This window comes from Aeromonas sp. FDAARGOS 1411 (assembly GCF_019047125.1).
Lineage (GTDB): Bacteria > Pseudomonadota > Gammaproteobacteria > Enterobacterales > Aeromonadaceae > Aeromonas > Aeromonas veronii.
The window spans coordinates 3,098,294-3,122,882 of the sequence record NZ_CP077214.1; the positions used below are offsets into that span (position 1 = coordinate 3,098,294).

The following is a 24,589-nucleotide window of genomic DNA, read 5'->3' on the forward strand; positions in this document are numbered from 1 at the left end:
GGCCCTCTCTTCATGGGGAATAGCGCAAAATCCACCTCTGCCGTGATTGACGACCCGCCTGCAAAAGGAATCAAATGGGGACGACACATATCTGCGGCGGAAAACCTGCTGCCCACTCCCCCGGACGAGGAGCCTCCCCTTGCTTTCATCCACTGAACAACGCTACTGCTCAAGCTGTCAGCGCGAGACCAACCATGTCGTGGTGCTGGTCGACAAATCCTTTGACCAGCAGCTGACACCGGAGCAAAAGCGCAAGGCGTTTATCAAGGACTTCATTACCGGCTGGGCCGCCGGCCCCTTTCTGGCCAACATGGATCGCTTTGAACGCCACGCCATCTGTGAAAATTGCGGAAATAAAGTCATTGATGAATCGTGAATAATGAAAAAAAGAATGGCAGGAAGGTCGCCCCTCCTGCCAATTGCCTATTCATATCAAGCCTGCCTTCATCACATCACTTACTGCACGCAGCTCAGCGCCTCTCTGACATCTCCAGCAAAGTAGCACCGGGTAATCCACGCCTCGAAGTCGGCCAGCATGCGGGTTTCCGACTCGCTGTTGTCGGCGATAAGCTCGGCGCCGTGTACCACCCGGATATGGGCGTCGAGCGGGCTTCCCTCGCCAGCCGCGGGGCGCTGCTGGGCGGCGGCCATGCAGGCTTGCGCCTGTTGCCACGCTTCGGCGGCGCTCAGGTTGCATGCCTCGGCCAGCGGCACCGCGCTGAATCCCTCGCCGGTCAGGCTGCGCAGGGTCTCATCGTGACTCATGCCGTTGCCAGGCCCCCAGTAGTGGGCGGCCAGATCCGGCCCGATGCGCGGGTTGTCGGTAAGGTAGCCATCGCGCTTGAGGAAGTAAGCTCGGGTCTGCTCCACCGCCATCAGCGCCAGCAGGTAGCCGTGATAGGCGCAGGCCGACTCCTGATTAAGGAGATGCGGAATGGCCAGCAGCGGGCGCGGGCTCTCCACCCCGACAATCTTGCGCTCCCACTGGCGGGCCAGCGCCAGCACTGCATCGGGAGTGCGCTCAGCCTCATCCATGGCGTAAAGATCCCGCTCGAAGTAGGCCACCAGCGCGATCTGGCGTTCGTTAAAAGCGCGAAACGGCTGACGCGCTTCGATCATCTCCTTGATGAGGGCATCGGGAACAGCCTCTCCCGCCGCATTTCTGGCATAGCGTTTGAGCCAGTCGGCATCGTCCAGCAGGCTGTCGCAGAACATTGACTGGGTCTCGGCATAAGCCATGGAGGTGGGCGGGAACTCCTGTGAGAAGCAGGGCGCGTTGCCGGTGACATTGGCAAAGTGCGCGGCGTGACCCCCCTCGTGGAACAGGGTGTTGAGGCCACTCCAGCCGCTGCCCACCTGCGCCGGATCGGCCAGGCTGGTAAAGTTGACCACCGCCGGCACCCACACCCCCTGTTGGAAGAAGCTCGGCACCGGGCCGTGGCAGAAGCCGTTCTCGTATTTCCCCTCTCGTGCCAGCAAGTCCAGGGTCAGGGTCGCCCCGCGATACTGGATGCCGAGCCGGCGGAAGCTCTCGACCCAATCCCGCAGCGCCCGCGAGAAGGGCACGTAAGGATCGAGCTGGCGGGTCACGTCGCCGCTCACGCTGTAACGCAGGTTGTGAGGCAGCAGGGCCGCCTCGCCCTTGGCGGCCTTCAGCTCGGCCAGGCTCTGCTGCAACCGGGCGTCGGTGCGGGCAATGAAGTCGTCGAGGATGGCGAACAGCTGATCCGGGCTCATCTGTTCGTTCTTGCGCACCTTGTAGGCGAAGTAGTCGCGATAGCCCATGGCGCGGGCAAAGCGGTTGCGCAGCGCTACCACCTCGAGAAAACCATTGCCGACCACCCACTGCTCCAGGGTGTGGAACATGGCGAGCGCGCTCTGGCGCACCGCCTCGTTCGGGCTGGCGGCCAGCGAGGTGCTGGCGGCGGGCAGGCTGCCAGCCACCTGCTGGCCCTGCTCATCCAGCAGGGTCAGTTTCAGCCCTTTGCGGCGGGCGAACAGCTCCGCCTCGGCAGCTACCAGCTCATCCATCAGGGCAGCGGCAGCGGGATCCTCGATGACGTTGCACTCGAAGAAGGCGATCCAGCCTTGCAGACCGCGCTTGAGATCATCCTCGTCGGCCTGCGCCAACATCTCCCGCAATTCGGGCAGACGGGCCGGATTGGCACAAAAGGCCTTGTAGGCCTGCTCGGCCGCGGTGAAACCGGCCTGATCATCGCTGGTGCCCATATAGGTGGACCAGAAGAGATCCTCCTTGCGCCTGTGCACCTGCAGGTAGTCGGCGTTGAGCTGGTTGAAGTAATTCCTGGCAATGGAACTCATAAATTCCCTCTTGTTATGGGGTCACCCACAGCGGGGCCCACTCCTTTTTTTGAAGAAATGCCAAACCATTCACACTCTTTGGCAAAAATTGCGCAGGGATGCGCATCAACACGCTACCAAAAAGTGGGGGTTGCTGTCTGCTGACTATACTGATGTTAAAACGCTCATTTGAGAAAGCTCGGCAAGAGACTGAAAGTAAATGAGTTGTTAACTCTTACGAACTGGCTGCCGCGGTACAGAGCCACATAAAATCAACAGGGAAATGAGGGTTTAGTCATGTTCAAGCTCGGTGATATTACCGTGAGCCGCAAATTGATTTTGCTGCTCGCACTGGCGTTTGTCGGTTTTGTCTCGCTGCTGCTTATCTCGGCCAACGCGCTCCAGCGCAATCTGATGAGCGAGCGAGAGGCGCGGCTCAATGCGGTACTGGAGCAGGCCATGAGCCAGATCCAGTTTCTGGCCAGCACCCTGCCAGCAGAGCAGGCCCAGCAGGAAGCGCGCAAGCTGCTGACCAACACCCGCTTTGATGGCAACAACTATTTATTCGTCATCGACGAGAACCGCACCATGGTGGTTCACCCTATCCGTCCCGAACTGGTCGGCCAGAAGATGGGTGAAGGAAGTGCCGCCACCGCCGGGCAGTTCTGGTATCAGATGGTGGATATCGCCAAAGGGGGCAAACAGGGCACCCTGCAATATGTCTGGACAGGCCCATCGGGCGAAACCGCCGACAAGCTATCCATGGTCTCCGGCTATCAGCCTTGGGGCTGGATCCTCGGTTCCGGCATGCTGCTGCAAGATATTCAGCAGACCATCTGGGCCCAGTACATGAAGATGGGTACCGCCACCGCCATCGTGATCCTGCTGATGGGGCTGCTGGGCTGGCGCATCACCCACTCCATCGTCTCCCCCCTCAGCCAGATCAACCACGCCATGCAACGGGTCGCCAAGGGGGATCTGGTGGTGAGCATCCCGGTACAGGGCAAGGATGAGTTGGGAGTGGTCGCCCGCTGCACCAACCAGAGTCTCGATGCCATCCGTCACGCCCTGCTGGAGGCCAGCCAGGGGGCCCGCAACGTGGCGGATGCCGCCCTGCGCATTGCCGCCTCTGCCGAGCAGACCAATCAGGCGGTCACCAGCCAGCGGGATCAGCTGGCCCAGCTCGCGACCGCCATGAACGAGATGAGCGCCACCATCTCCGATGTGGCCGGACACGCCGAAAATACCGCGCGGGATACCCAGGAAGCGACCGGTGAAGCCGGGCTCGGCAACCGCGACGTTCACGCCAGCGTGCACGGCATCAAGGCGCTGGCCACCGAGGTGGAGCAGGCCACCCAGCAGGTCAACCAGCTTAAAGAGGGAGTGATGCAGATCAGCGAAGTGACCGCCGTCATCAGCGCCATTTCGGAGCAGACCAATCTGCTGGCCCTCAACGCCGCCATCGAAGCAGCCCGCGCCGGCGAGCAGGGCCGCGGCTTTGCCGTGGTGGCCGACGAGGTGCGCCAGCTGGCCAGCCGCACTCGCCAATCCACCGAAGAGATCCAGAGCACCATTGCCCAACTGCAGCAACGGGCCGTCACCGCCGCCAACGCCATGGATACCAGCCGCAAACTGGCAGAGAGCAGCGTCAACCAGTCCCAGCAAGCGGGGCAGGATCTCACCCTGATCGTCAACCACATCCAGCATGTAAGCGACATGGCGACCCAGATCGCCACCGCTGCCGAGCAGCAGAGCATGGTGGCCGAGGATATGAACCGCAACGTCAGCGGCATCAACGACTCGGCGCTGGAGATGTCCCAGTCCGCCTCGCAACTGGCGCAGGAGAGCGAGTTGCTGGCTGGTCTCTCCCGTAGCCTGGATGAGCGGCTTGCGGTGTTCAAACTGGGCAAAGAGTCCGCCGCGGCGCCAATGATGGCTCCCGTGTCTCCCCCATCAGGCGAGCAGCGCGCCCGTCATTGATGGCGTCAATCCGTGTCGCCTTGTCACCCGACCTGCCAGCCAAGCTGGCAGGTTTTTTTTACGTCAGCAACACGCAATCAACATGCGTCTTATCGACATATTCAACGTTAATCGGTGCCATTCACAGATAAGAGAACAATTTAAAAACAGCCAGTTAGAATGATTTTCGCGCCATTGAATGGCGCATTTAAACATTTAACTTCAAATAATTAATCAATGCGGTGCACAATGCAGACGGCCGAACATTTGGCCCATCACTAACCATCTAGTCATTTGGCAAACTGACCGAAAGGTCGGGACGCAAAGCCTCCGGTCTACAGACGTTTTGTCCAGGATAGCGGGGTTGCCACACGCAAGTGTGCATCGGGGAACTCCCCGGCCAACTGACTGCCCACATCTATCGAACAGAGGAATGTATGGCAGCAAAAATCCAACTCAATCACATCGCGGCGATGCTGGCCCTGCTGGCCAGCGGCAGCGCACTGGCCCACGGCTACATCAGCCAGCCCGAGAGTCGCAACTATCTGTGCAAAACCGGCGGCAACAGCCAGTGTGGCGGCGTGCAGTGGGAACCCCAGAGCGTGGAGGGCCCATCAGGCTTCCCGCAGAGCGGCCCGCAGGATGGTCAAATCGCCTCGGCGGGCAGCCCGCGCTGGAGCGAGCTGAACATCCAGACCAGCGACCGCTGGACCAAGCGTGAAGTACAGCCCGGCCCCTTCGCCATCAGCTGGACCTTCACTGCCAACCACGTCACCCGCAACTGGCGCTACTACCTAACCAAGCAGGACTGGAACCCCAACCAGCCGCTCACCCGCGCCTCGTTCGACCTGACCCCCTTCTGCATCATCGACGGCAACATGGTGCAGCCGCCCAAGCAGGTGACCCACAACTGTATCCTGCCGGAGCGCACCGGTTATCAGGTGATCCTCGGCGTGTGGGAAGTGGGCGACACCAGCAACAGCTTCTACAACATCATCGATGCCAAGTTCAAAGATGGTAGCCAGCCGCCGCTGGAGTGGAGCCAGGCAGGCACCATCTACCCCTCCATCGACCTCGCAGTGGGTGACAAGGCGATGACCCGGGTATTCGATGCCAACGGCGAGCGCCCCGATCTGCAGACCGTACTGACCATCACCACCGCCGAGCAGGGCCAGAAGAACAGCTGGGCCCATGCCCTCGCCAGCAAGATCAACGCCGAACAGAGCCTGATCCGCGCCGGTCAGCAAGGAGCCGATGGTCAGTTCAATCCGGTCTACGGTATGAACCCCGTCTATCTGCATCGAGACAGCAAACTGGATCGAGTCGAGATTGATATGCAACAGCTGCAGCCGCCGGTAGTGGACAGCATCAGCGTCAGCGGTCTGGCCAGCGACTATGTGCTGGACAACGGCAAGGCAACCCTCGATTTCACCGTCACCGCACAGGGCGATCTGGCCGTCACCAACACCCTCTATGACCACGGCGGCGTCGCCAAGGGTGAAAGCAGTGCCGACATCAAGGACAGCAGCCACACCTTCACCATGGCGCTGGAAGGTCTCAAGGCGGGTCACCACCAGCTGGTGATCAAGGCCACCCCGAAAGCGGGCGGCGAGACCATCCAGCAGACCATGGATCTGATGTTCAAGGAGCAGAGCAGCGGCGAATACGACTTCATCTTCCCGAACTCGCTCAAATCCTATGCCGCCGGCACCAAGGTGCAGCAGCCGAAAAATGGCAAGATCTATCAGTGCAAGCCCTTCCCCTACAGCGGCTACTGCCAGCAGTGGACCACCACTGCCACCCAGTACGAGCCGGGTTTCGGCTCCCACTGGCAAATGGCGTGGGATGAAGTGCACTAACCCACGCTTGGCCACATAAAAAAGGGCGTCCTCTCTAGCAGGGGACGCCCGGAAAAATCAAACCTTGCGGTTTGCATACCAACGGAACCAAGACCTCACTCTTCACTTACTTCACACACTCAACACACTCTTCAAACAGGATTTGTCCATTAACCCTGCCATTTTCCTCCTTCGACAATCACATCATTCGGATCGGTATCAGGGCTCAGCTTGTCACGCACATACTGGTCATAGAGTTTCAGCAGGTACTTCTCCTCCCCCAGCTTGGCGAGACGGTCGTTGACCCAGTCACGCAGCTCGATATTGCCCTTCTTCACCGCCGGGGCGATCGGGTCTTCCGAGCCCAATTTTTCGGGCAATACCCGGTAGCCCGGATTCTCCTTGGCCCAGCTGAACAGCACCAGATTGTCCTGGGCGTAGGCGTCACCGCGCCCTTGGGCCAGTGCCTGCAAAGATTCGGTGTTCTTCTCGAACTTGAGCACCTTCCAGTCCGGGTGGTTGCGGGTCAGCCAGATGTCGGCCGTGGTGCCCGTGGTGACGATCAGGGTCTTGCTGGCCAGATCGTCGAGCTGCTTGGCCGGGCTTCCTTGTGGCACCAGCACCTGCACCGCCACTCGCAGGTTAGGATTGGTGAAATCCACCACCTCGCGCCGCTCCGGGGTGACCGTCATGTTGGCGAGGATGAGATCCACCTTGTCGCTCTGCAGGAAGGGGATGCGACTGGCGGGCTCCACCGCCACGAACTCGACCTTGTTCTCGTCTCCCAGCAGGTCCTTGGCGAAACGGCGACCGAGGTCGGTGTCAAAGCCGACGTAGTTGCCTTTTTCATCGACATAGCCGAAGGGAGGCTTGTCGGTGAAGACCCCGACGATGAGCTTGTCGCGGGCCTTGATCTTGTCGAGGGAACCGTCCGCCGCATGGGCGGCGCCGCTGGCGAGTCCCAGTCCCAACAAGGCACTAAGCAGAACCGAGGTGATTTTTTTCATGCTGACTCCTTTCGTTTGATGACATTTGTATAAGAAAACTTGGCGAGGAACTGGCGCGCACGCTGGCTGCGCGGGCTCTCGAAAAATGGATGGGGGGTGGCCTGCTCCAGGATGTGGCCGCCGTCCATGAAGACGATGCGATCCGCCACCGCCTGGGCGAACGCCAGCTCGTGGGTGACGATGAGCAGTGTCATGCCGCTGCCGGCGAGATCCCGGATCACCTCCAGCACCTCCTGCACCATCTCGGGATCCAGCGCAGCGGTCACCTCGTCAAACAGCATCACCTGGGGGTTCATGCACAGGGCCCGCACGATGGCGATGCGCTGCTGCTGGCCGCCGGAGAGCTGGCGTGGATAGTCGTGGCGCCGCTCCCACAGGCCGATGCGAGTCAGCAGCTGTTCCGCCTGCAGCAGGGCCTCGGCCCGCTCCCGTTTTTGCACCTGAAGGGGGCCGAGCAGCACGTTCTCCAGCACCGTCAGGTTGGGGAAGAGGTGATAGCTCTGGAACACCATGCCGATGCGCTGGCGCAGCCGCTGCCAGTCGGTGGCACCATCCAGCAACACACCATCGAAGCGGATCTCGCCCCCCTGAATGGGTTCGAGCCCGTTGAGAGTGCGCAGCAGTGTGCTCTTGCCACAGCCGCTAGGCCCCAGGATGACGATCACCTCCCCGGCTCGCACGCTGAGGCTGATCCGATCCAGCACCAGATTCGGGCCGAACTGTTTACTGACAGAACCGAGTTCAAGCAGAGGTGTCATACCGCATTACCCCATTGTTGCTCCAGCCGGCGCGAGGCGAGCGAGAGCGGATAGCAGACCAGAAAAAAGAACAGAAACAGCAGACCGTAAATAAGCAGCGAGCCATAGGTGCGCTCGATGACCTGCTGGCCCACCTTGATCACCTCCACCACCCCGATCAGCACCGCCAGCGAACTGGTCTTGATGATGCGGGTGTAGATGTTGATGGTCGGCGGCGTCAGCCGCTGCAACGCCTGCGGCAGCAACACATGGCGATAGAGCTGCCAGGTCGAGAGCCCGAGCGCCAACCCGGCCTCCTGCTGACCACGGGCGAGGGAGTTGAGGCCACCGCGCACCACCTCTCCCACCTCGCTGGCGCCCCAGAGGGCGAGTACCAGCACGGCGCACCAGAAGGCCGGAATATCGAGGCCGAAAAAGATCGGCAACCCGAAGAAAAAGAGATAGAGCCACACCAGCACCGGCACTACCCGAAACAGCTCGAGATAAAGCCGCAGCAGGCCCCGCACCAACCGGCCGCCCTGTTGTGCCAACACGCCGTAAGCGACACCGCCGAGGGTGGCAAGCAGGATGGCCAGTAGCGAGATGGCGAGGGTCTGACCCGCGCCCACCGCCAGCAGTGGCAGCGCCTGCGTCAGCTGCTCAGTAACGGAATTGACCATATTGAGCCCTCCTTTCCTGCGCCTCGGTGGCGAATCTGCAGCAGCTGGAAGATAAGTGCCCACATCGGGATCCTCGCCTGCATCAGCGATTCAGTGACCGAACTGACCATGTTGCAGCCTCCTTTCAACGACGCGCAGAGCGAGCGAGAGCGGCAGGAAGATCAGCACGCACATCAAGGTCAGCACCGCCAGCATCTCGTAGGTCTTGTAGTAGAGGGCGATGTAATTCTTGGTGGTGTAGAGCAGCTCTGGCACCGCCACCGCCGAAGCCACAGTCGTCTCCTTGAGCAGAAAGATGAAGTTGGCAAACAGCGCCGGCAGGCTGGCGAGCCAGGCCTGGGGCAACTGCACGTGGCGCAGCAGTTGCCAGCGGGAGAGGCCGATGGCCCTGCCAGCCTCCAGCTGACTGGCGGGCACCGCCTGAATGCCTGCACGCAGCGCCTCGGTCAGATAACCACCGCCGAGGAAGGTCATGGCAATCACCGCAGTGGTAAAGCCCGACAGCGACAAGCCGAGCGCAGGCAGCCCGAAATAGAGGAAGAAGAGCTGGATAAGCAGCGGCGTGTTGCGAGCCAGCTCGACATATCCGCGGATCAGTGCGCTGAGCTGCCGCTTGTGCAGGCTCAACAGGGCGACGTTGAGCAGGGCGACCGCCAGCGAAGTGAGGATCACTATGGCTCCCAGTTGCAAGGTGACCCAGACCGCCTTGCCGAAGGCGGGCAGCGTCGTGAGGATGAAAGGCAGATCCAGATTCATGCCGGGATCCTCCCGTCACGCTGCAGACGCTGGGGCAGCACAGTGATCGCATCCGGGTACTTGATGCCGGCACCGGTATTGAGCACCACGACCTGCTCTCCCCCACGGATCCAGCCAGCCTCGCGTAGTTGACGAGCAGCAGCAAACGCGGCGGCCCCCTCAGGGCAGACAAAGCTCCCTTCGCGAGAGGCAAGCTGGCGGATCTCGCTCTGGATGGCCTTGTCATCCACCGCGATGGCGCAACCCTCGGTGCGATAGAGGGCGTCCAGCACCAGAAAATCTCCCAGTGCCTTGGGTACATTGATGCCGAAAGCCAGCGTTTGGGAGTCGGGCCAGAAGCTCGATTCGGTGGCTCTCTGTTGCCACGCCTGCACAATGGGCGCGCAGCCACTCGCCTGTACCGCGACCAGTCTGGGCAACGCGCCCTTGACCCAGCACAGCTCCTGCAGCTCGCGCAGCGCCTTGTAGATACCGATGAGGCCGACCCCGCCACCGGTCGGATAGATGATCACATCCGGCAGGGTCCAGCCCAGCTGTTCGGCAATCTCCAGCCCCATGGTCTTCTTGCCCTCAATCCGGTAGGGCTCCTTCAGGGTTGAGGCGTCAAACAGGGATTGCTCCGCCACCGCCTGCGCCACCTGACGACCGGCATCGCTGATCAGGCCATCCACCAGATAGAGGCGGGAACCGGCGAGAGAGGTCTCCAGTCGAGTGATGGCGGGGGCTGCCTGCGGCATAACGATGGTGCTGCGCAGTCCGGCACGGGCACCGTAGAGCGCCCATGCAGCGCCTGCGTTGCCGTTGGTCGGCATGGCGAAGTGAGTGACGCCGAGTTCACGCGCGCGGGAGATGCCCACCGCTGCACCACGAGCCTTGAAGGAGCCGGTGGGGATGACGCTCTCATCCTTCATCCAGAGATCCGGAATACCGATCTGCTTGCCCAGCGTAGGCAGCCGTAGCAGTGGGGTGAATCCCTCCCCCAGCGTCACAACGTGGGCGGGATCTCGCACCGGCAGCAACTCGTGATAACGCCACAGGCTGGCCGGGCGCCCCAGCAATGCCGCCGGGTGCCATGCTCGCTTCAGCGCATCGAGATCGTAGCTGGCCAGCAGTGGCGCACCAGCCCGGCTCAGTTGCCAGGGCTGGTCAGCCTCATGGATCTCGCCACTCTTGCTGCAACGCAGATGTGATAGGTAGCTATACGGCATGCTTTATCCTGAATGGATCGACTTTGGTCAGTCACTTATTCCATCCTGCAACCCAAGTACCGGATAACAAACAAAATTAACTGGCAAACCTAAGTGAAAAAATTCATATGAAGCCGTCTGTTTTTGCTGGCAATCTCATCTGCCAGCAACAAAAAAGGGGAGCCATTGGCTCCCCTTTTGTCATCTCTTCCTATTCAAATCTGGAAGTCGAGGGCAGGCTCGCTGCCCATGGCGCGGGCTTGAATATCCGCCAGCGCCAGCTCGGGGTTGCAGAGCTGGATAAACTGCCAGGCAAAGTTGTGCTGGAACTGCCCCTGCTTGAGGCCAATCCAGGCGGTATGGGGGGCAAACAGATGGCTGCCATCAAGCTGTACCAGCCCCTGATCGCGCTGTGCGTCGAACGCCATGTCGGCCAGTATGCCGACCCCCATCTCCAGCTCGACATAGGTCTTGATGACATCGGAGTCCTGCGCCGTCAGCAGGATCTGCGGTTCAATGCCAGCCGCAGCAAAGGCTTCATCCACCCGCACCCGCCCGGTCAACCCGGCTTGATAGGTGACGATGGGCCAGTTGGCCAGCGCCGCCAGCGTCAGCTCCCGCTCACCTGCCAGCGGATGTTGCTCGGGCACCACGATATTGTGGTGCCAGCGGTAGTAGGGAAATGCCACCACCCCTTCGCTCTTGTCGAGCTGCTCGCTGCTGATGCCGATATCCACCTCGCCGGTCTGCACCAGCCGCACAATCTCCTCCGGGCTGCCCTGACGAAGCTCCAGCTGTACCAGCGGAAACTGCTCGCGAAACGCCTTCACCACCCGCGGCAGGGCATAGCGGGCCTGGGTATGGGTGGTCGCCACCAGCAAGCGGCCCGAGTCGCGGTTGGCAAAGGTACTGGCCAGTTTGCGGATGTTGTTGGCGTCATTGAGAATGCGCTCGGCAATCACCAGCAGCTCCTTGCCAGGCTCGGTCATACCGAGCAGCCGCTTACCGTAGCGGATAAAGAGCTCGATACCGAGCTCCTCTTCCAGCTCGCGGATATGGCGACTCACCCCGGATTGCGAGGTAAAAAGGGCATTGGCCACCTCGGTCAGGTTGTAATCCCGCCGCGCTGCCTCCCGGATAATACGTAACTGCTGGAAATTCACCTTGTCGCCTCCTGCGAAGAGTGGGCGACACAATCTGCTCGCCCCTCTCATTTTTGTTATTTGGCCGGATCATGCCCGGCTGACAGCCTGAACCGGGCGGCCACACCGCCCGCAACACAGCATCAAATCTGATAGTCGGGATAGAACTGCGCCTGTCTGGCCACCAGCTTCACCCCCTGACCCGGGGCAAACAGCTTGGCCGCCTCCTTGCTCAGCTCCGCCTCATAGTGAGCCCCTTTGGTCTCACCGTCACCACGCAGCTCCACCCGAATGCGTGGCCCCATGGGCAGCAGACGGGTAATGGTGGCGCGGATCCCGCCCGGCGCATCGGCTGGCAAGATCTCCAGTTCATGGGGGCGGACATAGGCGATGGCGGCACTGCCGTGAGCCAGATGGGAAGCCGACGGCCCGCCGAGCAGCTGCTCGCCGACACCGAATCCCTGCTCCGCCACCCGACCGCGGAACTGGTTCACACTGCCGAGGAAGCTGTGGACGAAGGAGCTGGCGGGCTGGTCGTAGACCTCGGCCGGGGTGCCGATCTGCTCGACCCGTCCGGCATTCATCAGCACCACCCGATCCGCTACCTCCAGCGCCTCTTCCTGATCGTGAGTCACGAACAGACTGGTGACGTGCAGCTCGTCGTGCAGCTCGCGCAGCCAGCGACGCAGCTCCTTGCGCACCTGCGCATCGAGGGCGCCGAAGGGCTCGTCCAAGAGCAGTACCTTGGGCTGCACCGCCAGCGCGCGGGCCAGCGCGACCCGCTGACGCTGGCCGCCGGAGAGCTGGGTCGGGTAGCGCTCAGCCACGTGGCTGAGCTGCACCAGATCCAGCAGCTCCTTGACCCGGGCACGAATGGCCGCCTCGGCCGGGCGCTCGCTGCGCGGTTTGACCCGCAGGCCAAACGCTACGTTTTCGAACACCGTCATGTGGCGAAACAGGGCGTAGTGCTGGAACACGAAGCCGACGTTGCGCTCGCGCACATGGAGATCCGATGCGTCCTCGCCACGGATGATGACGTGGCCAGAGTCGGCCTGCTCCAGCCCGGCGATGATCCGCAGCAGGGTGGTCTTGCCGCAACCGGAGGGGCCGAGCAGCGCCACCAGCTCACCGTCGTGAAAGTCGAGGTTAATGTCTGCCAGCGCCGCGTACTGATTGAAATGCTTGTTGAGTTGTTGAACCTGAATGCTCATGGCTGCCTCTTTAAAACGGTGATCAGTGAGATTTGGTGGGCTGGGCACGCAGCCGGGCCAACAGGGTTTCCCCCAGCAGGGTGAAGATCCCGAACAGAGCCAAGAGGCTTGCCACTGCAAAGGCGGCGCCGGTCTGGTACTCGTTGTAGAGGATTTCGATATGCAGCGGCAGGGTATTGGTCTGGCCGCGAATATGGCCGGAAACTACCGACACAGCGCCAAACTCCCCCACTGCGCGGGCGGTACAGAGCAGCAGGCCGTACATCAGGCTCCAGCGAATGCCGGGCAGGGTGACGCGCCAGAACATCTGCAGACCGCTCGCCCCCAGCATGATGGCCGCCTCCTCCTCTTCCGGGCCGCGCGCCTCCATCTGGGGCAGCAGCTCGCGCACCACGAAAGGCACGGTAATGAAGGTGGTAGCTAGGATGATCCCCGGGGTGGCGAAGATGATCTTGATGTCATGTTCGCTCAACCAGTCACCAAACCAGCCGCGGCTGCCGAACATCAACACCAGCATCAGACCGGCGATCACCGGCGACACCGAGAAGGGCAGATCGATGATGGTGATGAGCAGCTGCCGACCGGGGAAGCGGAAACGGGCGATAGCCCAGGCCGCCGCAATCCCGAACAACAAATTGAGTGGAACCGCACAGAGGGTCACCAACGCGGTGAGACCGAGGGCGCTCAAGGCATCCGGCTCGCTGATGGCGTGCCAGAAGAAGGCGAGCCCCGGCGTCAGCGCCTGAATAAAGACGGTGGCCAACGGCAGCAGCAACAGGGCGGCAAACCAACCCAAACCGACCGTGATGAGCAGCCACTTGACCCACTGGGGTTCACGGATCACGACCGGTGCCTTGCGAGCGGGGGTCGCCTCCACAGAGGCCGCCTCAATGGCGATAGCAGATGAACTCATATCCGGCTCCCTCCGATGCGAGACCAGCTCCAGGCCTGCAACTTGTTGATTAGCAGTAACAAAATGAACGAAATCAGCAGCATCACCACGGCGATGGCGGAGGCACCTGCGTAGTCATACTCTTCCAGGTGGCTCATGATCATCAGCGGCGCGATTTCCGAGACCATCGGCAGGTTGCCGGCGATGAAGATGACGGAGCCGTACTCCCCCACCCCACGGGCAAACGCCAGCGCAAAACCGGTGAGCAGGGCAGGCACCAGGGTCGGCCAGAGCACCCGCAGAAAGGTCTGCCAGCGATCGGCGCCGAGGCTGGCGGCGGCCTCCTCTTGCTCGGTTTCAGCCTCCCGCAGCACCGGCTGCAGGGTACGCACCACAAACGGCAATCCGATAAAGGTGAGTGCGATGACCACCCCGATAGGGTTGTAGGCGAGCTGGATGCCGAGCGGCGCCAGCAGCTGGCCGATCCAGCCGTTGGGGGCGAAGATGGCGCACAGGGCGATGCCGGAGACAGCGGTGGGCATGGCAAACGGTAGGTCGATGAGGGCATCCACCAGACGACGACCGGGGAAGGTGTAGCGCACCAGGATCCAGGCCAGGATCAGGCCAAACAGGCTGTTGAGCAGCGCCGCGACAAAGGCCGCACCGAAGCTCAGGCGAAAGGAAGCGAGCACCCGGGGTGAACCGATCACCTGCCAGAACTCGGCGGCGGTCAGGTTGTTGATCGCAAACAGTACCAGGGCCGAGAGCGGCAACAGCACCAGCAGGCCCAGATAGAGCAGACTGAACCCCAGGGTGGGGCCAAAACCGGGCAGGACAGAATAAGAACCAAATCGCATAACACATCCATCTGTTATGAAGAATTTTCGATATGGTGATTCTGCTCACTCCCCTCATCGGCAACAAACATCAATTGCGACTTTGCTAATCACTTTTTTGTCTAACCGCAGAGTCACAAGGCTCTTGGCGCACTCCAAATAAAAAAAGGTCTTTTATATAAATAAAAGACCTAAGAAATGGAGCAATAAGGAGCGGAGCATTCAAAGAACGGGGGCATGGAGTAGCCAGCGAACAGCGCGCTCGCCAACCCTCCAACCACTTCACAGATACCTAGCGAAAGCCCAATACGACCGGCCGGGGCGATGCGGCCTTGACCGGTGCCACTACCAGCTCACCACGGCGGTAGAGTGCCCCCAGCAAATGCAGCCCCTGATGCCAGTCCCCATGACCGGACTGGGCATTGATATGGCCAGCCTCACCGGCATCGAACAGCGGCACCTGCCACTGGCGACTCCAGTATTCGGCCCGTTCAAAGCTCATCCAGGGATCATTGCGGCTGGCCACCAGCTGGGCCGACACCTGCAGCGGCCCGGCCAAGGCCTCATCCGCAATGCCAAAACGGGCAGGATCGGCGGGCGCCACCAGAAAGATCGAGGCCACCTTCTCCGGCTGCAAGCGGGCCGCCGCGATGGCGGTCAGGGCGCCGAAAGAGTGGGCCACCAGATGGACCCGGCTGCGGCGACGTTTCAGCTTGCTCGCCAGCTTGGCACTCCAGACCCTGAGGTCCGGCTTGTCCCACGGCAGCCCGGTCATCCGCTGCCATTGGGGAAAATGATCGTGCCAGCGGCTCTGCCAGTGATCCGGCCCACTGTTGTGCAGACCGGGAACCAGGAGGATCTTGTTCATCTTGGTGCTCCTATCGGCTGGCACAGGGGCCAGTTCAGTGATGGATAACGAAGCTATCAACGACCCGGCTGATAGATCTGGTCAAACAGACCGCCCTGGGCGAAGTGTTTCTTCTGGGCTTTCTCCCAATCCCCTTCCAGATCCTTGACGGTAAAGAGGGCAAGCTGCGGGAACTGGGCTGCCGTCTCCTTCAGGATCGCCGGGTTGCTGGGGCGATAGTGATGTTTGGCGACGATATGCTGCCCCTCGTCAGAGTAGAGATAATCGAGATAGGCCTTGGCCACCGCTTCGGTACCGTGCTTCTTGGCCACCTTGTCCACCACCGCGACCGGCGGCTCCGCCAGAATGGAGACCGAAGGCACCACCAGCTCGAACTTGTCGCTGGCACCCGCCTGACCAAGCACCAGCAGGGCTTCGTTCTCCCACGCCAGCAGCACGTCACCGAGACCGCGCTCGGTAAAGCTGGTGGTGGCACCGCGGGCGCCTGAGTCCAGCACCTTCACGTTCTTGAATAGATCGCCGACAAACTGCTTGGCCCCCTCTTCACTGCCGCTCTTCTTCAGGGCATAGCCCCAGGCGGCCAGATAGTTCCAGCGTGCCCCGCCGGAGGTCTTGGGGTTGGGAGTCACGATGGCGACATCCTTGCGCACCAGATCATCCCAATCCTTGATCTGCTTGGGATTGCCCTTGCGCACCAGGAAGACAATGGTGGAGGTATAGGGCGAGGCGTTGTTGCCGAGGCGGCTCTGCCAGTCGGCAGCGGTCAGCCCCGCCTTGGCGATGGCGTTGACATCGTAGGCCAGCGCCAGCGATACCACGTCGGCCTCCAGTCCATCCACCACAGCACGGGCCTGCTTGCCGGAGCCACCGTGAGACTGGCTCACCACCACGTCGTCGCCGGTTTTGGCCTTCCACTCCTTGGCAAAGGCGGCGTTGTACTCCTGAAACAGCTCGCGGGTCGGATCGTAAGAGACGTTGAGCAGGCGGATCTCGGCGGCATTGGCCTGACCAAATGCCAGCAGAGAGAGCAGGGTCAGGGCGGTCATTCGCAGTTTCATGGTGATTCTCCATATCTTGTTGGGTTGAGAACAGCATGCCGTGGAGTTGTTATGCCCAGAAGAAAGAAATAACTCTTTGCTTATCTCTTTTGCTCATATCAACTCAGCCACCCGCACCGGGAGCCGGACGCAGACTCTGTGAGCCATGCCCCTCTGGCCCCTTGCTCGCTGTGCCATCATGGGAACAAGGCAGGCAGATGACGAAAAGGAAGTCGTTATGTGGATCAATGCAGAACCGGTCAACGGAGCCCTGGTCTCGTTGGCCATCGGCCTTATCATCGGGCTGGAGCGGGGTTGGCAGGTGCGCCAGCTGGGGGATAACCAGCGCATCGCCGGGATGCGTACCTACGGCCTTATCGGCCTGCTCGGCGGGGTGTGCGGTTTGCTGCTGCCCACCCTGGGCCCCTGGCTGCCGCTGCTCGGCCTGCTGGCGGTGGTGATCGGTTGTGGCCTCTCGGTCTGGCTGGCCCAACGCTGGCAGGGGGAGTTCGGCCTCACCAGCTCGGTCGCCATGCTGCTCACCTATTTGCTGGGGCTGATGTCGGTGCTGCTGAGCCCGAACGAGGCGGTCGCCTGCGCCGTGCTGGCTGCCCTCTTGATGGGGCTCAAGGGCAAGATCCAGCAGGGGATGCTGTTTCTGAGCGAAACCGAGTTCCACGCCACCTTGCGTTTTCTGCTTATCTCGCTGGTGCTGCTGCCGGTGCTGCCCAACGAGGAGATGGGGCCCCTCGATGCCTTCAACCCCTTCAAGATCTGGCTGATGGTGGTGGTGATCGCCGGCATCTCGTTTTGTGGCCACTTCGCGGTGCGGCTGCTCGGCACCCGCGCTGGGCTGGTGCTCACCAGCATACTGGCGGGATTGGCCTCCTCCACCGCTCTCACCCTGCAGTTCGCCCGTCTCAACAAGGAGCAGGGCGGGCTGGAGCGACTGCTGGCTACCGGCATCCTGCTGGCAGGGGCCACCATGTGGCTGCGGCTGCTGGTACTGGTGCTGCTCATTCACAGCGAACTGGCGATGCGCCTCATCGCCCCCCTGTTGCTGCTGGCCACCACAGTCTACGGCTTTGCCTTCTGGTTCTGGCGTCAGCGCGAGGAGCTGACTGACGGCCCGGTGCAGCCGGAAACCAGCAACCCGCTCGATCTTGCCACCGCCATCAAGTTCGGCCTGCTGCTGGCGCTGATCGGCTTTATGGCCACCCTGCTGCAAGACAAGGTGGGCAACTCCGGGGTCTACCTGCTGGCGCTGGTGTCGGGGATCACCGATGTGGACGCCATCACGCTGTCGCTCTCCCAGCTCTCCCACAAGGAGCTGGCGCTGGAGGTGGCCGCCCGCGGCATCCTGCTCGCCGGGCTGGTCAACTCGCTGGTGAAGGGGCTGCTGGCCCTCGGTATCGGCGGTCGCAGTCTGGGGCTGCGGGTGCTGCTCCCTTACTTCATCTCGGCCCTGCTGATCCTGCCCCTCGTCTGGCCCGCAGGTTGACGGGGATCACCTGCAACAAGTGACAGACTGACGGCGCCCCTGACAGTCACGTATACTGCCTGCTCTTGCAGCATGAGGAGGTAGCAATGGCGAGCGACTGGGACAAGGTACTGGCTGGCGGGGCACTGGATAGCCAGAGCGAGGAGATAGCCAACGACCGGATCCGCGGTCAGGCGCAGCTGGCCCGGCTCAATGGTTCACCTGCAGGCGATGCCCCTCTGCGCCAGCAGATCTGCCGCGAGCTCTTTGGCCACTGCCCCGACTCCTGCTGGATCAGCACGCCGTTTACCTGCGAATTCGGCCGCAACATCCATATCGGCGAGAAGACCTTCTTCAACTTCAACGTCACCATTCTCGACGTGGGCGAAGTGCATATCGGCAGCCATGTGCTGCTGGCCCCCAACGTGCAGATCTACACCGCCACCCACACCATGAACTATCTGGAACGACGGAACTGGACTGCCTACAACAAGCCGGTGCGGATCGGTGACGACTGCTGGATTGGCGGCGGCGCCATCATCTGCCCCGGCGTCACCATAGGGCCGCGATCCATTATTGGCGCGGGCGCCGTGGTGACCCGCGACATCCCGGCCGACTCGGTGGCGGTGGGCAATCCGGCCAAGGTGATCCGCAAACTCAAGCAGGATGAGGAGCGCTGCTGGGAGCTGGCCCAGTGATGGCGCTGGCACTGCTGCCACTGGGCGCCGCCCTCTGGCTCGGCCTCGGCGAGCAGCAGTGGTGGCCGCTGGCCGTGTTGCTCTTCATGAGCCTGCTCACGGTAGTCGCCTACGCCTGGGACAAGCGGCAGGCGGTGCGCGGTGAATGGCGCATTCCCGAATCTCGCCTGCACCTGCTGGAGCTGTGCGGCGGCTGGCCGGGGGCACTGGTGGCCCGCCAGTGGCTGCGTCACAAGACCCAGAAGCGCAGCTACCGGCTGGTCTTCTGGTTTATCGTGCTGCTGCACCTCACCCTGTGGGCGCTCTGGGTCGGGCGGCCACTCTGGCAGCAATAGCCAACTGCATCACAAAGGCGAAACGGGGCCCATTGCGGCCAATTGGCGGCTGTGAGAAAACAGAACAGATCCCATCAGCGTTTTCGCCGTTTATAGACGACAAGGAGTCGTGACATGACCATGTGGACAGGCATAGTCCTGATCGTATTTATCAGCCTATTGTTCGGATACCTCGGCAAGCGAGCCCGCTACCAGATGGGGGATGCACGCATCACCGACCGCCTCGGCAAGCAGGATATGATCATCAGAGAATTGCAGGAGCGGATCGCCAATCTGGAGGCGATCGTCATCGAAGAGGAGAAGCGGCGCCCGTTTCGGGAGCTGTGATTTTTCGCCATCAGGCGTCAGATAACCAAAATTCAAATCAAAGAAAGAGGGCTGCATGATGCAGCCCTCTCTTGTTTGAACTGCTTCAGATTGCCAACGGCAGCAACTCGGCATAGTCGCGGATCGCCGGAAAAGCGGTAATGCTCTGCTCCGGCTTGCAGCTATCCGGATTCTGGATCGCCAGCTGATAGCCGATACCATAGTCGGCGGCAGCCCGCAGGATCCGCTCGCTATCATCCACAAACAGGGTGCGGGCCGGATCGAACGCCAGCCGCTCGGCCAGTGCCTGCCAGCAGTGCTGGCTCTCCTTCGACCAGCCCAGTTCGTGGGTACTCACCATCAGATCCAGATGGTCGCTCAGCCCCAGCTGCGCATCCTTCACCGACAGGCTGGCGGGGTGGGCATTGGTGAAAAGCACCAGCTGTTTGCCCGCGGCGCGCAGCGCGGCCAGAAAGGGGATGGCGTGGGGACGCCACTGGATCTTCGCCAGCAGCTCCTGCTTGAGGGCCCGAATGTCGAGCCCCAGGGTCTCGCTCCAGTAATCCACGCAGTACCAGTTCAGGGTGCCGTTGACGGCGTGATAGTGGACGTCGATCTGCGCTTTGGCTTCATCCAGCGGCAGGCCGAGCCGCTCGGCGTAACGCTCCGGCACCAGCTGCTGCCAGAGGTGGTTGTCAAAATGCAGATCGATCAGGGTACCATCCATATCGAGCAAGACGGTATCAATCTGGTGCCAAGGCAAGGTGGTGGAGCGGGAGTGTGGCATCGGGCCTCTTGAGCGCGGATCTCGGAAAACGGGGCGGCAGTATAACGGATTTTTCCTCCCCCTTTGCCATCCCTGGCCCGTGGTGTTCGGTGTGAGAGTCGTTTACTCTTGAAGCACGATTTTTTAACGAGCCGTCACCCCTGATGAGTGAGCACCACAAAAGCCCCCCCGAACAGATTTCGATCGACCAACTGGATCATCCCAAGAGCAAGCCGGAGATCCTCAAGGCCGATATCGTGGCCGAGAGCCGACTGTTCAAGGTGGAATCGCTACACCTCAAGTTCTCCAACGGCGAAGAGCGGGTCTACGAGCGGATGCGCGGCGGCAATCGTGGCGCCGTCATGGTGGTGCCGCTGTTCGATGCCCACACCCTGCTGCTGGTGCGCGAATATGCCGCCGGCACCCACTCCTACGAGCTGGGCTTTCCCAAGGGGCTGATCGACCCGGGCGAAGATGCCTTCGAGGCGGGCAACCGGGAACTGATGGAGGAGGCGGGCTTTGGCGCCAACAGCCTGACCCTGCTCAAACAGGTGTCGCTGGCGCCCGGTTACTTCTCCAGCCGGATGGACATTTTGCTGGCGCGGGATCTCTTCCCCGAGCAGCGGATCGGCGACGAGCCCGAACCGCTGGAAGTGATCCCCTGGCCGCTGAACCGGATCGACGAATTGCTAGCGCGACCCGACTTCACCGAGTCGCGCAGCATCAGTGCCCTGCTCCTGGCCCAAAAGTGGCTGGCGGAGCAGGCAGAGTAGCCCGCAGACGGGCAGTTAACAGACAGAGGATAACGAGATGCAGGAGTTGTTGGCCTGGGTGCCGGGGGTCAAGGAGATTGCCCGCGAAGCCGGAAGGATCCTTCACGACATCTATCATGGCGGTCAGTTCGAGCGTCAGCTGAAGGAGGATGCCACTCCGGTCACCAGTGCCGATCTTGCTGCCGATGCCTACCTCAAACAGGCGCTGTCGGCGCTCACTCCCCATGTGCCGGTGCTGACCGAAGAGGCGGCCGACATCCCCTTCAGCCAGCGATCCAACTGGCGGCAGTACTGGCTGGTGGATCCCCTCGACGGCACTGGCGAATTTATTGCGGGCAGCGGCGACTTCGCCACCCTGATCGCCCTGGTGCGGGACAATGTGCCGGTGCTCGGGGTCATCTACGCCCCCGAGTCCAACGTGCTCTACTGGGCGGTGCGCGGCTACGGCGCCTTCAAGGAGGTGAATGGCGAGGTACTGCCCATCAGCGCTATGCATCACGAGCATGACCAGCCCGACTCGCTGGTAGTAGCCATCAGCCGCCGCCAGAAGCTGGAGAACCTCACCCGCCGCCTCAACCCGGCCATCAACTACGAGCTGATCCCGCTTGGCTCCAGCTCCCTCAAATCCTGTCTGGTGGCGGAAGGGGCTGCCGATTGCTACGTACGACTAGGCCCCACCGGCGAGTGGGACACCGCCGCCGCCCAGTGCATCGTCGAGGCAGCCGGTGGCCGTATCCTCAGCCTGGCGTTGCAGCCACTCAGTTACAACGAAACCGAGTCGCTGGAGAACCCTGACTTTATCGTGATGGGGGATCCGGATCTCGCCTGGGGCAACATTCTGGCCCACTAGGCGGATAGCGATGTCATCACACCAGACAAGCAGGCGGCCCGATGGCCGCCTGCTTTTTCAGGGAAGTTGCCCCGGGTGATGGCCGGTGTGATCCGCTGGTCAAGGCGCTCTTGAACAGCGTGATACGCTGGCAAAGAAGCGAAATGATAGTGAAATATCACAATTGGTCGGCGAGAAATGGTGCGATTTTTCACGTAATTCTGAAAACACCTTATTAGCCAAAATAAAAAAATGATCGCAGATAAAAATTTGGTTTTATATTTCACAAAAATCACCATTGTCAGTTTTGTTGCATTCTGTGACCAAGATTCCATTCCCAATCTCGCTGGCTAAACCCCGCAATGGCAGTGATATGTTTCAGCCCCGCTTTTTGAGAATTAAATCCCGATAAACCACAATTAACTCAGATTAAAACACTGACAAAAAGTGAATTAGTAATGAGTTTATCTGTAGAGGCTACCAAGGAGCTATCCGGTTCCTGCTCCACCACTGCCAGCACCACCCGCTGGCGCCGTCACGACACCCACTGGGTCATCAGCCTGTTTGGCACCGCCGTTGGCGCCGGCATCCTGTTCCTGCCCATCAATCTGGGTCTGGGCGGCATCTGGCCTCTCGTCATCGTCGCGGTACTGGCAGGCCCCATGACCTTCCTCGCCCACCGCGGGCTGGCGCGCTTCGTGCTCTCCTCGTCACGCCCCCACGCCGACTTCACCGAAGTGGCGGAGGAGCATTTCGGCAAGATGGCTGGTCGCCTCATCTCGGCGCTCTACTTCCTCTCCATCTTCCCGATCCTGCTCATTTACGGGGTCGGGCTGACCAACACGGTGGAGAGCTTCATGGTCAACCAGCTCGGCATGGCGACCCCGGATCGGGTGATGCTCTCCGGCGTGCTGGTGTTCGCCATGATCGCCGTGATGCTGGCGGGGGAGAAAGCGATGCTGCGCGCCTTCGCCTTTATGGTCTATCCGCTGGCAGCCATTCTGGCGGCCCTCTCCTGCTACCTGATTCCTCAGTGGCAATGGCCGGAAGTGACCGCATTTGAGGGGGTCAGCTTCCTCAACACCGTCTGGCTGGCGCTGCCGGTGACCGTGTTCGCCTTCAGCCATGCCGCCGCCATCTCCGGCTTTGCCAACGTACAGCGCCGTGAATATGGCGAGCAGGCCGAAGCCAAGAGCGGCCTGATCCTGCGCAACACCACAGTGATGCTGGTGGGCTTCGTGCTGTTCTTCGTCTTCTCCTGCGTGCTGAGCCTCTCACCAGCCCAACTGGCCGAAGCCAAGGCCCAGAACGTCTCTGTGCTCTCCTATCTCGCCAACATCACCGACAACCCGGTGATCGTGACTCTGGGGCCGCTCATTGCCTTTATCGCCATCAGCTCCTCCTTCCTCGGCCACTTCCTCGGTGCCCGCGAAAGCCTCAAAAGCCTGATCGCCAAGCCCACCGGCCTGCCGCTGGCCAAGGCGGACAAACTGGGTATCGCCCTGATGTTCTTCTCTATCTGGAGTGCCGCCGTCATCAACCCGGGCATTCTGGGGCTGATGGAGACCCTTTCCGGCCCGGTCATCGCCATGATCCTGTTCATCATGCCGGTGATTGCCATCTACAAGGTGGATGCGCTGGCCCGCTTCCGTCACGGCTGGACCAACGGTTTTATCCTGCTGACCGGGTCGCTGGCGGTATCGGCGCTGATCTTCAGCCTGTTGAAGTAACGACTCGCAGCAGATAACAAAGAGAGGCGACCCCGGGGTCGCCTCTCTTGTCTCTGTTCGGGCGTGAACTCAGCCCAGCTTGGCGCCGTTCTCCACCGCCTGCTCGGGAATGGCCATCACCACGGCGCCATCTGGCCGGTAGAAACCGGTCAGCAGAAACTCCGACTGAAACGGCCCTATCTGCTTGGTCGGGAAGTTGACCACGGCGATGATCTGGCGGCCCACCAGCTGCTCTGGCTGGTAGAGGGTGGTGATCTGGGCACTGCTCTTGCGAACCCCCAGTTCGGGGCCAAAATCCGCCCACACCTTGTAGGCCGGTTTGTGCGCCTCGGGGAACGGCTCGACCCGCACCAGAGTACCCACCCTCAGCTCCACCATCTCGAAATCCTGCCAGCTAATCGTCTCCATTTCGGCTCCAGTTTATCGTGCACCTTGCATGACCCGCAGCATGGCCCAAAGAGAGCATCCCGTCTTCGGCGATCAGCCGCTTCGTTACGGCAGGCGGCCGTTTTGTTGGCGCCAGAGGGATGGAATGAGCCCGGTCTCGGCCAGGAAGCGCTCGCTGAAGGCCCCCTGATTCTGGTAACCACAACGGCTGGCAATCTCGCCGACGGGCAGCTGCGTGCAGGCAAGCAGGGTACACGCCAGCGCCATGCGCCGACTGCGAATGTAGTGGGAGACGCTCATCCCCAACTGCTGGCGAAAAGCGAGCTTGAACTGGCTCTGGCCAAGGCAGGCGATGGCGGCGAGTTGCTGATTGGTCAGCGGGGCGGCGAGGTTGGCATCGATATGGCGTTGCACCTTGAGGATGCGGGCGGCAAGACGCGGCGTGGCTGCGCTCTGCATCCCCTGCCCTTCAGCCAGCAGGGAGAGCCACACCAGCTCCATGCCCGCCACCTGTCGCCCTTCGGCCACCATGCGGTGCAGAAACGCGAGGTAGTGGCGCTGGGGCTCATCCAGCTCGATAAAGGGGTGAGCTGCCAGATCGCCGGGCAGCCAGTCGCTCTCCTGCACCAGAAACGAAAGCGCAGGATCGGCGGCGTAGTCGTGTCGCTCACCGGGGGCGATGATGCAGGCAGAACCGGGGGCAAGCCTACGCCCCCGGCCCTGCACATCGATCTCGAGGGGGCCGTCGAGGGGGATCACCAGCTGGGCAAAGTCGTGACTATGGCTGCAGACATGGTGGTGATAGTGGCGCAGGCTGAAGCGGGACATGGCAGA

General features: G+C 61.5%; 26 protein-coding genes and 1 riboswitch. Of the genes, 10 read left to right on the forward strand and 16 right to left on the reverse strand.

Going from position 1 to position 24,589, the window contains the following annotated elements:
• Positions 1–139 precede the first annotated feature (139 nt).
• A complete protein-coding gene (locus tag I6L41_RS13875; protein ID WP_216959529.1) occupies positions 140–376 on the forward strand; it encodes a hypothetical protein in 237 nt (78 codons plus the stop codon).
• An 80-nt stretch (positions 377–456) separates the two neighbouring features.
• Here I6L41_RS13875 and I6L41_RS13880 read toward each other — a convergent pair whose 3' ends face one another.
• Positions 457–2,322 carry a M3 family metallopeptidase gene (locus I6L41_RS13880; protein ID WP_216959531.1) on the reverse strand — a complete coding sequence of 622 codons (1,866 nt, stop codon included), beginning with the start codon at positions 2,320–2,322 and terminating at the stop codon, positions 457–459.
• Between the two features lie 276 nt (positions 2,323–2,598).
• Here I6L41_RS13880 and I6L41_RS13885 point away from each other — a divergent pair, with 276 nt between their 5' ends.
• Both I6L41_RS13885 and gbpA read left to right on the forward strand, forming a co-directional pair.
• On the forward strand, positions 2,599–4,281 hold the full coding sequence (locus tag I6L41_RS13885; RefSeq protein ID WP_100646846.1) for a methyl-accepting chemotaxis protein: 1,683 nt from the start codon (positions 2,599–2,601) through the stop codon (positions 4,279–4,281).
• A 265-nt stretch (positions 4,282–4,546) separates the two neighbouring features.
• Positions 4,547–4,632, forward strand: a riboswitch (cyclic di-GMP riboswitch).
• Positions 4,633–4,697: 65 nt separating this feature from the next.
• Positions 4,698–6,119, forward strand: coding sequence for an N-acetylglucosamine-binding protein GbpA (gene gbpA, locus I6L41_RS13890; protein WP_216959534.1), 1,422 nt, complete (start codon positions 4,698–4,700; stop codon positions 6,117–6,119).
• Between the two features lie 149 nt (positions 6,120–6,268).
• Here gbpA and I6L41_RS13895 read toward each other — a convergent pair whose 3' ends face one another.
• From I6L41_RS13895 to I6L41_RS13945, 11 genes are all read right to left on the reverse strand, one after another.
• A complete protein-coding gene (locus tag I6L41_RS13895) occupies positions 6,269–7,105 on the reverse strand; it encodes a transporter substrate-binding domain-containing protein (RefSeq protein ID WP_216959537.1) in 837 nt (278 codons plus the stop codon).
• The gene (locus tag I6L41_RS13900) at positions 7,102–7,863 is read right to left on the reverse strand and encodes an amino acid ABC transporter ATP-binding protein (RefSeq protein ID WP_216959540.1); all 762 of its coding nucleotides are present in this window, start codon (positions 7,861–7,863) and stop codon (positions 7,102–7,104) included. The genes I6L41_RS13895 and I6L41_RS13900 overlap by 4 nt, the downstream gene beginning before the upstream one ends.
• Entirely contained in the window at positions 7,860–8,522 is a 663-nt protein-coding gene (locus I6L41_RS13905; RefSeq protein WP_216952128.1) for an amino acid ABC transporter permease, read from the reverse strand. Before I6L41_RS13905 ends, I6L41_RS13900 begins: the two co-directional genes overlap by 4 nt.
• A gap of 90 nt (positions 8,523–8,612) precedes the next feature.
• On the reverse strand, positions 8,613–9,278 hold the full coding sequence (locus I6L41_RS13910; RefSeq protein ID WP_216952129.1) for an amino acid ABC transporter permease: 666 nt from the start codon (positions 9,276–9,278) through the stop codon (positions 8,613–8,615).
• Positions 9,275–10,486 carry a threonine synthase gene (locus I6L41_RS13915; protein ID WP_216959543.1) on the reverse strand — a complete coding sequence of 404 codons (1,212 nt, stop codon included), beginning with the start codon at positions 10,484–10,486 and terminating at the stop codon, positions 9,275–9,277. Before I6L41_RS13915 ends, I6L41_RS13910 begins: the two co-directional genes overlap by 4 nt.
• 194 nt (positions 10,487–10,680) lie before the next feature.
• Positions 10,681–11,628, reverse strand: a complete 948-nt coding sequence (gene cbl, locus I6L41_RS13920; protein ID WP_216959546.1) for an HTH-type transcriptional regulator Cbl — start codon at positions 11,626–11,628, stop codon at positions 10,681–10,683.
• Positions 11,629–11,750: 122 nt separating this feature from the next.
• Entirely contained in the window at positions 11,751–12,818 is a 1,068-nt protein-coding gene (locus tag I6L41_RS13925; RefSeq protein WP_113740060.1) for a sulfate/molybdate ABC transporter ATP-binding protein, read from the reverse strand.
• 22 nt (positions 12,819–12,840) lie between these two features.
• Positions 12,841–13,731 (reverse strand): sulfate ABC transporter permease subunit CysW, encoded by an 891-nt coding sequence (gene cysW, locus I6L41_RS13930; RefSeq protein WP_005343065.1) that lies wholly within the window; start codon positions 13,729–13,731, stop codon positions 12,841–12,843.
• The gene (cysT, locus tag I6L41_RS13935; RefSeq protein WP_040067348.1) at positions 13,728–14,567 is read right to left on the reverse strand and encodes a sulfate ABC transporter permease subunit CysT; all 840 of its coding nucleotides are present in this window, start codon (positions 14,565–14,567) and stop codon (positions 13,728–13,730) included. The genes cysW and cysT overlap by 4 nt, the downstream gene beginning before the upstream one ends.
• A 271-nt stretch (positions 14,568–14,838) precedes the next feature.
• Positions 14,839–15,414, reverse strand: a complete 576-nt coding sequence (locus tag I6L41_RS13940; RefSeq protein ID WP_040067346.1) for an alpha/beta hydrolase — start codon at positions 15,412–15,414, stop codon at positions 14,839–14,841.
• 56 nt (positions 15,415–15,470) lie between these two features.
• Entirely contained in the window at positions 15,471–16,472 is a 1,002-nt protein-coding gene (locus I6L41_RS13945; protein WP_128814869.1) for a sulfate ABC transporter substrate-binding protein, read from the reverse strand.
• Between the two features lie 217 nt (positions 16,473–16,689).
• Between I6L41_RS13945 and I6L41_RS13950 the strand changes: the two genes are divergently transcribed.
• The 4 genes from I6L41_RS13950 (at position 16,690) to I6L41_RS13965 (ending at position 19,291) form a co-directional block, all read left to right on the forward strand.
• Positions 16,690–17,952, forward strand: a complete 1,263-nt coding sequence (locus I6L41_RS13950; RefSeq protein ID WP_216959549.1) for a DUF4010 domain-containing protein — start codon at positions 16,690–16,692, stop codon at positions 17,950–17,952.
• An 86-nt stretch (positions 17,953–18,038) separates the two neighbouring features.
• Positions 18,039–18,629, forward strand: coding sequence for a sugar O-acetyltransferase (locus I6L41_RS13955; RefSeq protein WP_216952135.1), 591 nt, complete (start codon positions 18,039–18,041; stop codon positions 18,627–18,629).
• Positions 18,626–18,964 carry a DUF1294 domain-containing protein gene (locus I6L41_RS13960; protein ID WP_216959552.1) on the forward strand — a complete coding sequence of 113 codons (339 nt, stop codon included), beginning with the start codon at positions 18,626–18,628 and terminating at the stop codon, positions 18,962–18,964. The genes I6L41_RS13955 and I6L41_RS13960 overlap by 4 nt, the downstream gene beginning before the upstream one ends.
• Positions 18,965–19,078: 114 nt before the next feature.
• Positions 19,079–19,291 (forward strand): hypothetical protein, encoded by a 213-nt coding sequence (locus I6L41_RS13965; RefSeq protein ID WP_040067337.1) that lies wholly within the window; start codon positions 19,079–19,081, stop codon positions 19,289–19,291.
• Positions 19,292–19,376: 85 nt separating this feature from the next.
• Here I6L41_RS13965 and yrfG read toward each other — a convergent pair whose 3' ends face one another.
• Complete coding sequence (yrfG, locus tag I6L41_RS13970) at positions 19,377–20,057, reverse strand: GMP/IMP nucleotidase (RefSeq protein WP_203977625.1); 681 nt, start codon at positions 20,055–20,057, stop codon at positions 19,377–19,379.
• 143 nt (positions 20,058–20,200) lie between these two features.
• On the opposite strand from yrfG, the gene nudE reads away from it, so the two are divergent.
• Together nudE and cysQ are read left to right on the forward strand one after the other, a co-directional pair.
• On the forward strand, positions 20,201–20,809 hold the full coding sequence (gene nudE, locus I6L41_RS13975; RefSeq protein ID WP_216959555.1) for an ADP compounds hydrolase NudE: 609 nt from the start codon (positions 20,201–20,203) through the stop codon (positions 20,807–20,809).
• A 37-nt stretch (positions 20,810–20,846) separates the two neighbouring features.
• The gene (gene cysQ, locus I6L41_RS13980; protein ID WP_005357849.1) at positions 20,847–21,659 is read left to right on the forward strand and encodes a 3'(2'),5'-bisphosphate nucleotidase CysQ; all 813 of its coding nucleotides are present in this window, start codon (positions 20,847–20,849) and stop codon (positions 21,657–21,659) included.
• Here cysQ and I6L41_RS13985 read toward each other — a convergent pair.
• Complete coding sequence (locus I6L41_RS13985; RefSeq protein ID WP_216959558.1) at positions 21,656–21,973, reverse strand: hypothetical protein; 318 nt, start codon at positions 21,971–21,973, stop codon at positions 21,656–21,658. The genes cysQ and I6L41_RS13985 overlap by 4 nt on opposite strands.
• Positions 21,974–22,096: 123 nt before the next feature.
• On the opposite strand from I6L41_RS13985, the gene I6L41_RS13990 reads away from it, so the two are divergent.
• Positions 22,097–23,368: an aromatic amino acid transport family protein gene (locus tag I6L41_RS13990; RefSeq protein WP_216959562.1), complete on the forward strand. Its 1,272-nt coding sequence runs from the start codon at positions 22,097–22,099 to the stop codon at positions 23,366–23,368.
• 69 nt (positions 23,369–23,437) lie between these two features.
• Here I6L41_RS13990 and I6L41_RS13995 read toward each other — a convergent pair whose 3' ends face one another.
• Positions 23,438–23,776: a tRNA-binding protein gene (locus tag I6L41_RS13995; protein WP_216952140.1), complete on the reverse strand. Its 339-nt coding sequence runs from the start codon at positions 23,774–23,776 to the stop codon at positions 23,438–23,440.
• A gap of 84 nt (positions 23,777–23,860) precedes the next feature.
• Positions 23,861–24,583 (reverse strand): AraC family transcriptional regulator, encoded by a 723-nt coding sequence (locus I6L41_RS14000; RefSeq protein ID WP_216959565.1) that lies wholly within the window; start codon positions 24,581–24,583, stop codon positions 23,861–23,863.
• Positions 24,584–24,589: the final 6 nt, after the last annotated feature.

Coding starts and splice junctions, on each gene's coding strand:
- I6L41_RS13880 (WP_216959531.1), bottom strand. CDS start 2,322: ATGAGTTCCATTGCCAGGAATTACTTCAACCAGCTCAACGCCGACTAC.
- I6L41_RS13885 (WP_100646846.1), top strand. CDS start 2,599: ATGTTCAAGCTCGGTGATATTACCGTGAGCCGCAAATTGATTTTGCTG.
- gbpA (WP_216959534.1), top strand. CDS start 4,698: ATGGCAGCAAAAATCCAACTCAATCACATCGCGGCGATGCTGGCCCTG.
- I6L41_RS13895 (WP_216959537.1), bottom strand. CDS start 7,105: ATGAAAAAAATCACCTCGGTTCTGCTTAGTGCCTTGTTGGGACTGGGA.
- I6L41_RS13900 (WP_216959540.1), bottom strand. CDS start 7,863: ATGACACCTCTGCTTGAACTCGGTTCTGTCAGTAAACAGTTCGGCCCG.
- I6L41_RS13905 (WP_216952128.1), bottom strand. CDS start 8,522: ATGGTCAATTCCGTTACTGAGCAGCTGACGCAGGCGCTGCCACTGCTG.
- I6L41_RS13910 (WP_216952129.1), bottom strand. CDS start 9,278: ATGAATCTGGATCTGCCTTTCATCCTCACGACGCTGCCCGCCTTCGGC.
- I6L41_RS13915 (WP_216959543.1), bottom strand. CDS start 10,486: ATGCCGTATAGCTACCTATCACATCTGCGTTGCAGCAAGAGTGGCGAG.
- I6L41_RS13925 (WP_113740060.1), bottom strand. CDS start 12,818: ATGAGCATTCAGGTTCAACAACTCAACAAGCATTTCAATCAGTACGCG.
- cysW (WP_005343065.1), bottom strand. CDS start 13,731: ATGAGTTCATCTGCTATCGCCATTGAGGCGGCCTCTGTGGAGGCGACC.
- cysT (WP_040067348.1), bottom strand. CDS start 14,567: ATGCGATTTGGTTCTTATTCTGTCCTGCCCGGTTTTGGCCCCACCCTG.
- I6L41_RS13940 (WP_040067346.1), bottom strand. CDS start 15,414: ATGAACAAGATCCTCCTGGTTCCCGGTCTGCACAACAGTGGGCCGGAT.
- I6L41_RS13945 (WP_128814869.1), bottom strand. CDS start 16,472: ATGAAACTGCGAATGACCGCCCTGACCCTGCTCTCTCTGCTGGCATTT.
- I6L41_RS13950 (WP_216959549.1), top strand. CDS start 16,690: ATGTGGATCAATGCAGAACCGGTCAACGGAGCCCTGGTCTCGTTGGCC.
- I6L41_RS13955 (WP_216952135.1), top strand. CDS start 18,039: ATGGCGAGCGACTGGGACAAGGTACTGGCTGGCGGGGCACTGGATAGC.
- I6L41_RS13965 (WP_040067337.1), top strand. CDS start 19,079: ATGACCATGTGGACAGGCATAGTCCTGATCGTATTTATCAGCCTATTG.
- yrfG (WP_203977625.1), bottom strand. CDS start 20,057: ATGCCACACTCCCGCTCCACCACCTTGCCTTGGCACCAGATTGATACC.
- nudE (WP_216959555.1), top strand. CDS start 20,201: ATGAGTGAGCACCACAAAAGCCCCCCCGAACAGATTTCGATCGACCAA.
- cysQ (WP_005357849.1), top strand. CDS start 20,847: ATGCAGGAGTTGTTGGCCTGGGTGCCGGGGGTCAAGGAGATTGCCCGC.
- I6L41_RS13985 (WP_216959558.1), bottom strand. CDS start 21,973: ATGGAATCTTGGTCACAGAATGCAACAAAACTGACAATGGTGATTTTT.
- I6L41_RS13990 (WP_216959562.1), top strand. CDS start 22,097: ATGAGTTTATCTGTAGAGGCTACCAAGGAGCTATCCGGTTCCTGCTCC.
- I6L41_RS13995 (WP_216952140.1), bottom strand. CDS start 23,776: ATGGAGACGATTAGCTGGCAGGATTTCGAGATGGTGGAGCTGAGGGTG.
- I6L41_RS14000 (WP_216959565.1), bottom strand. CDS start 24,583: ATGTCCCGCTTCAGCCTGCGCCACTATCACCACCATGTCTGCAGCCAT.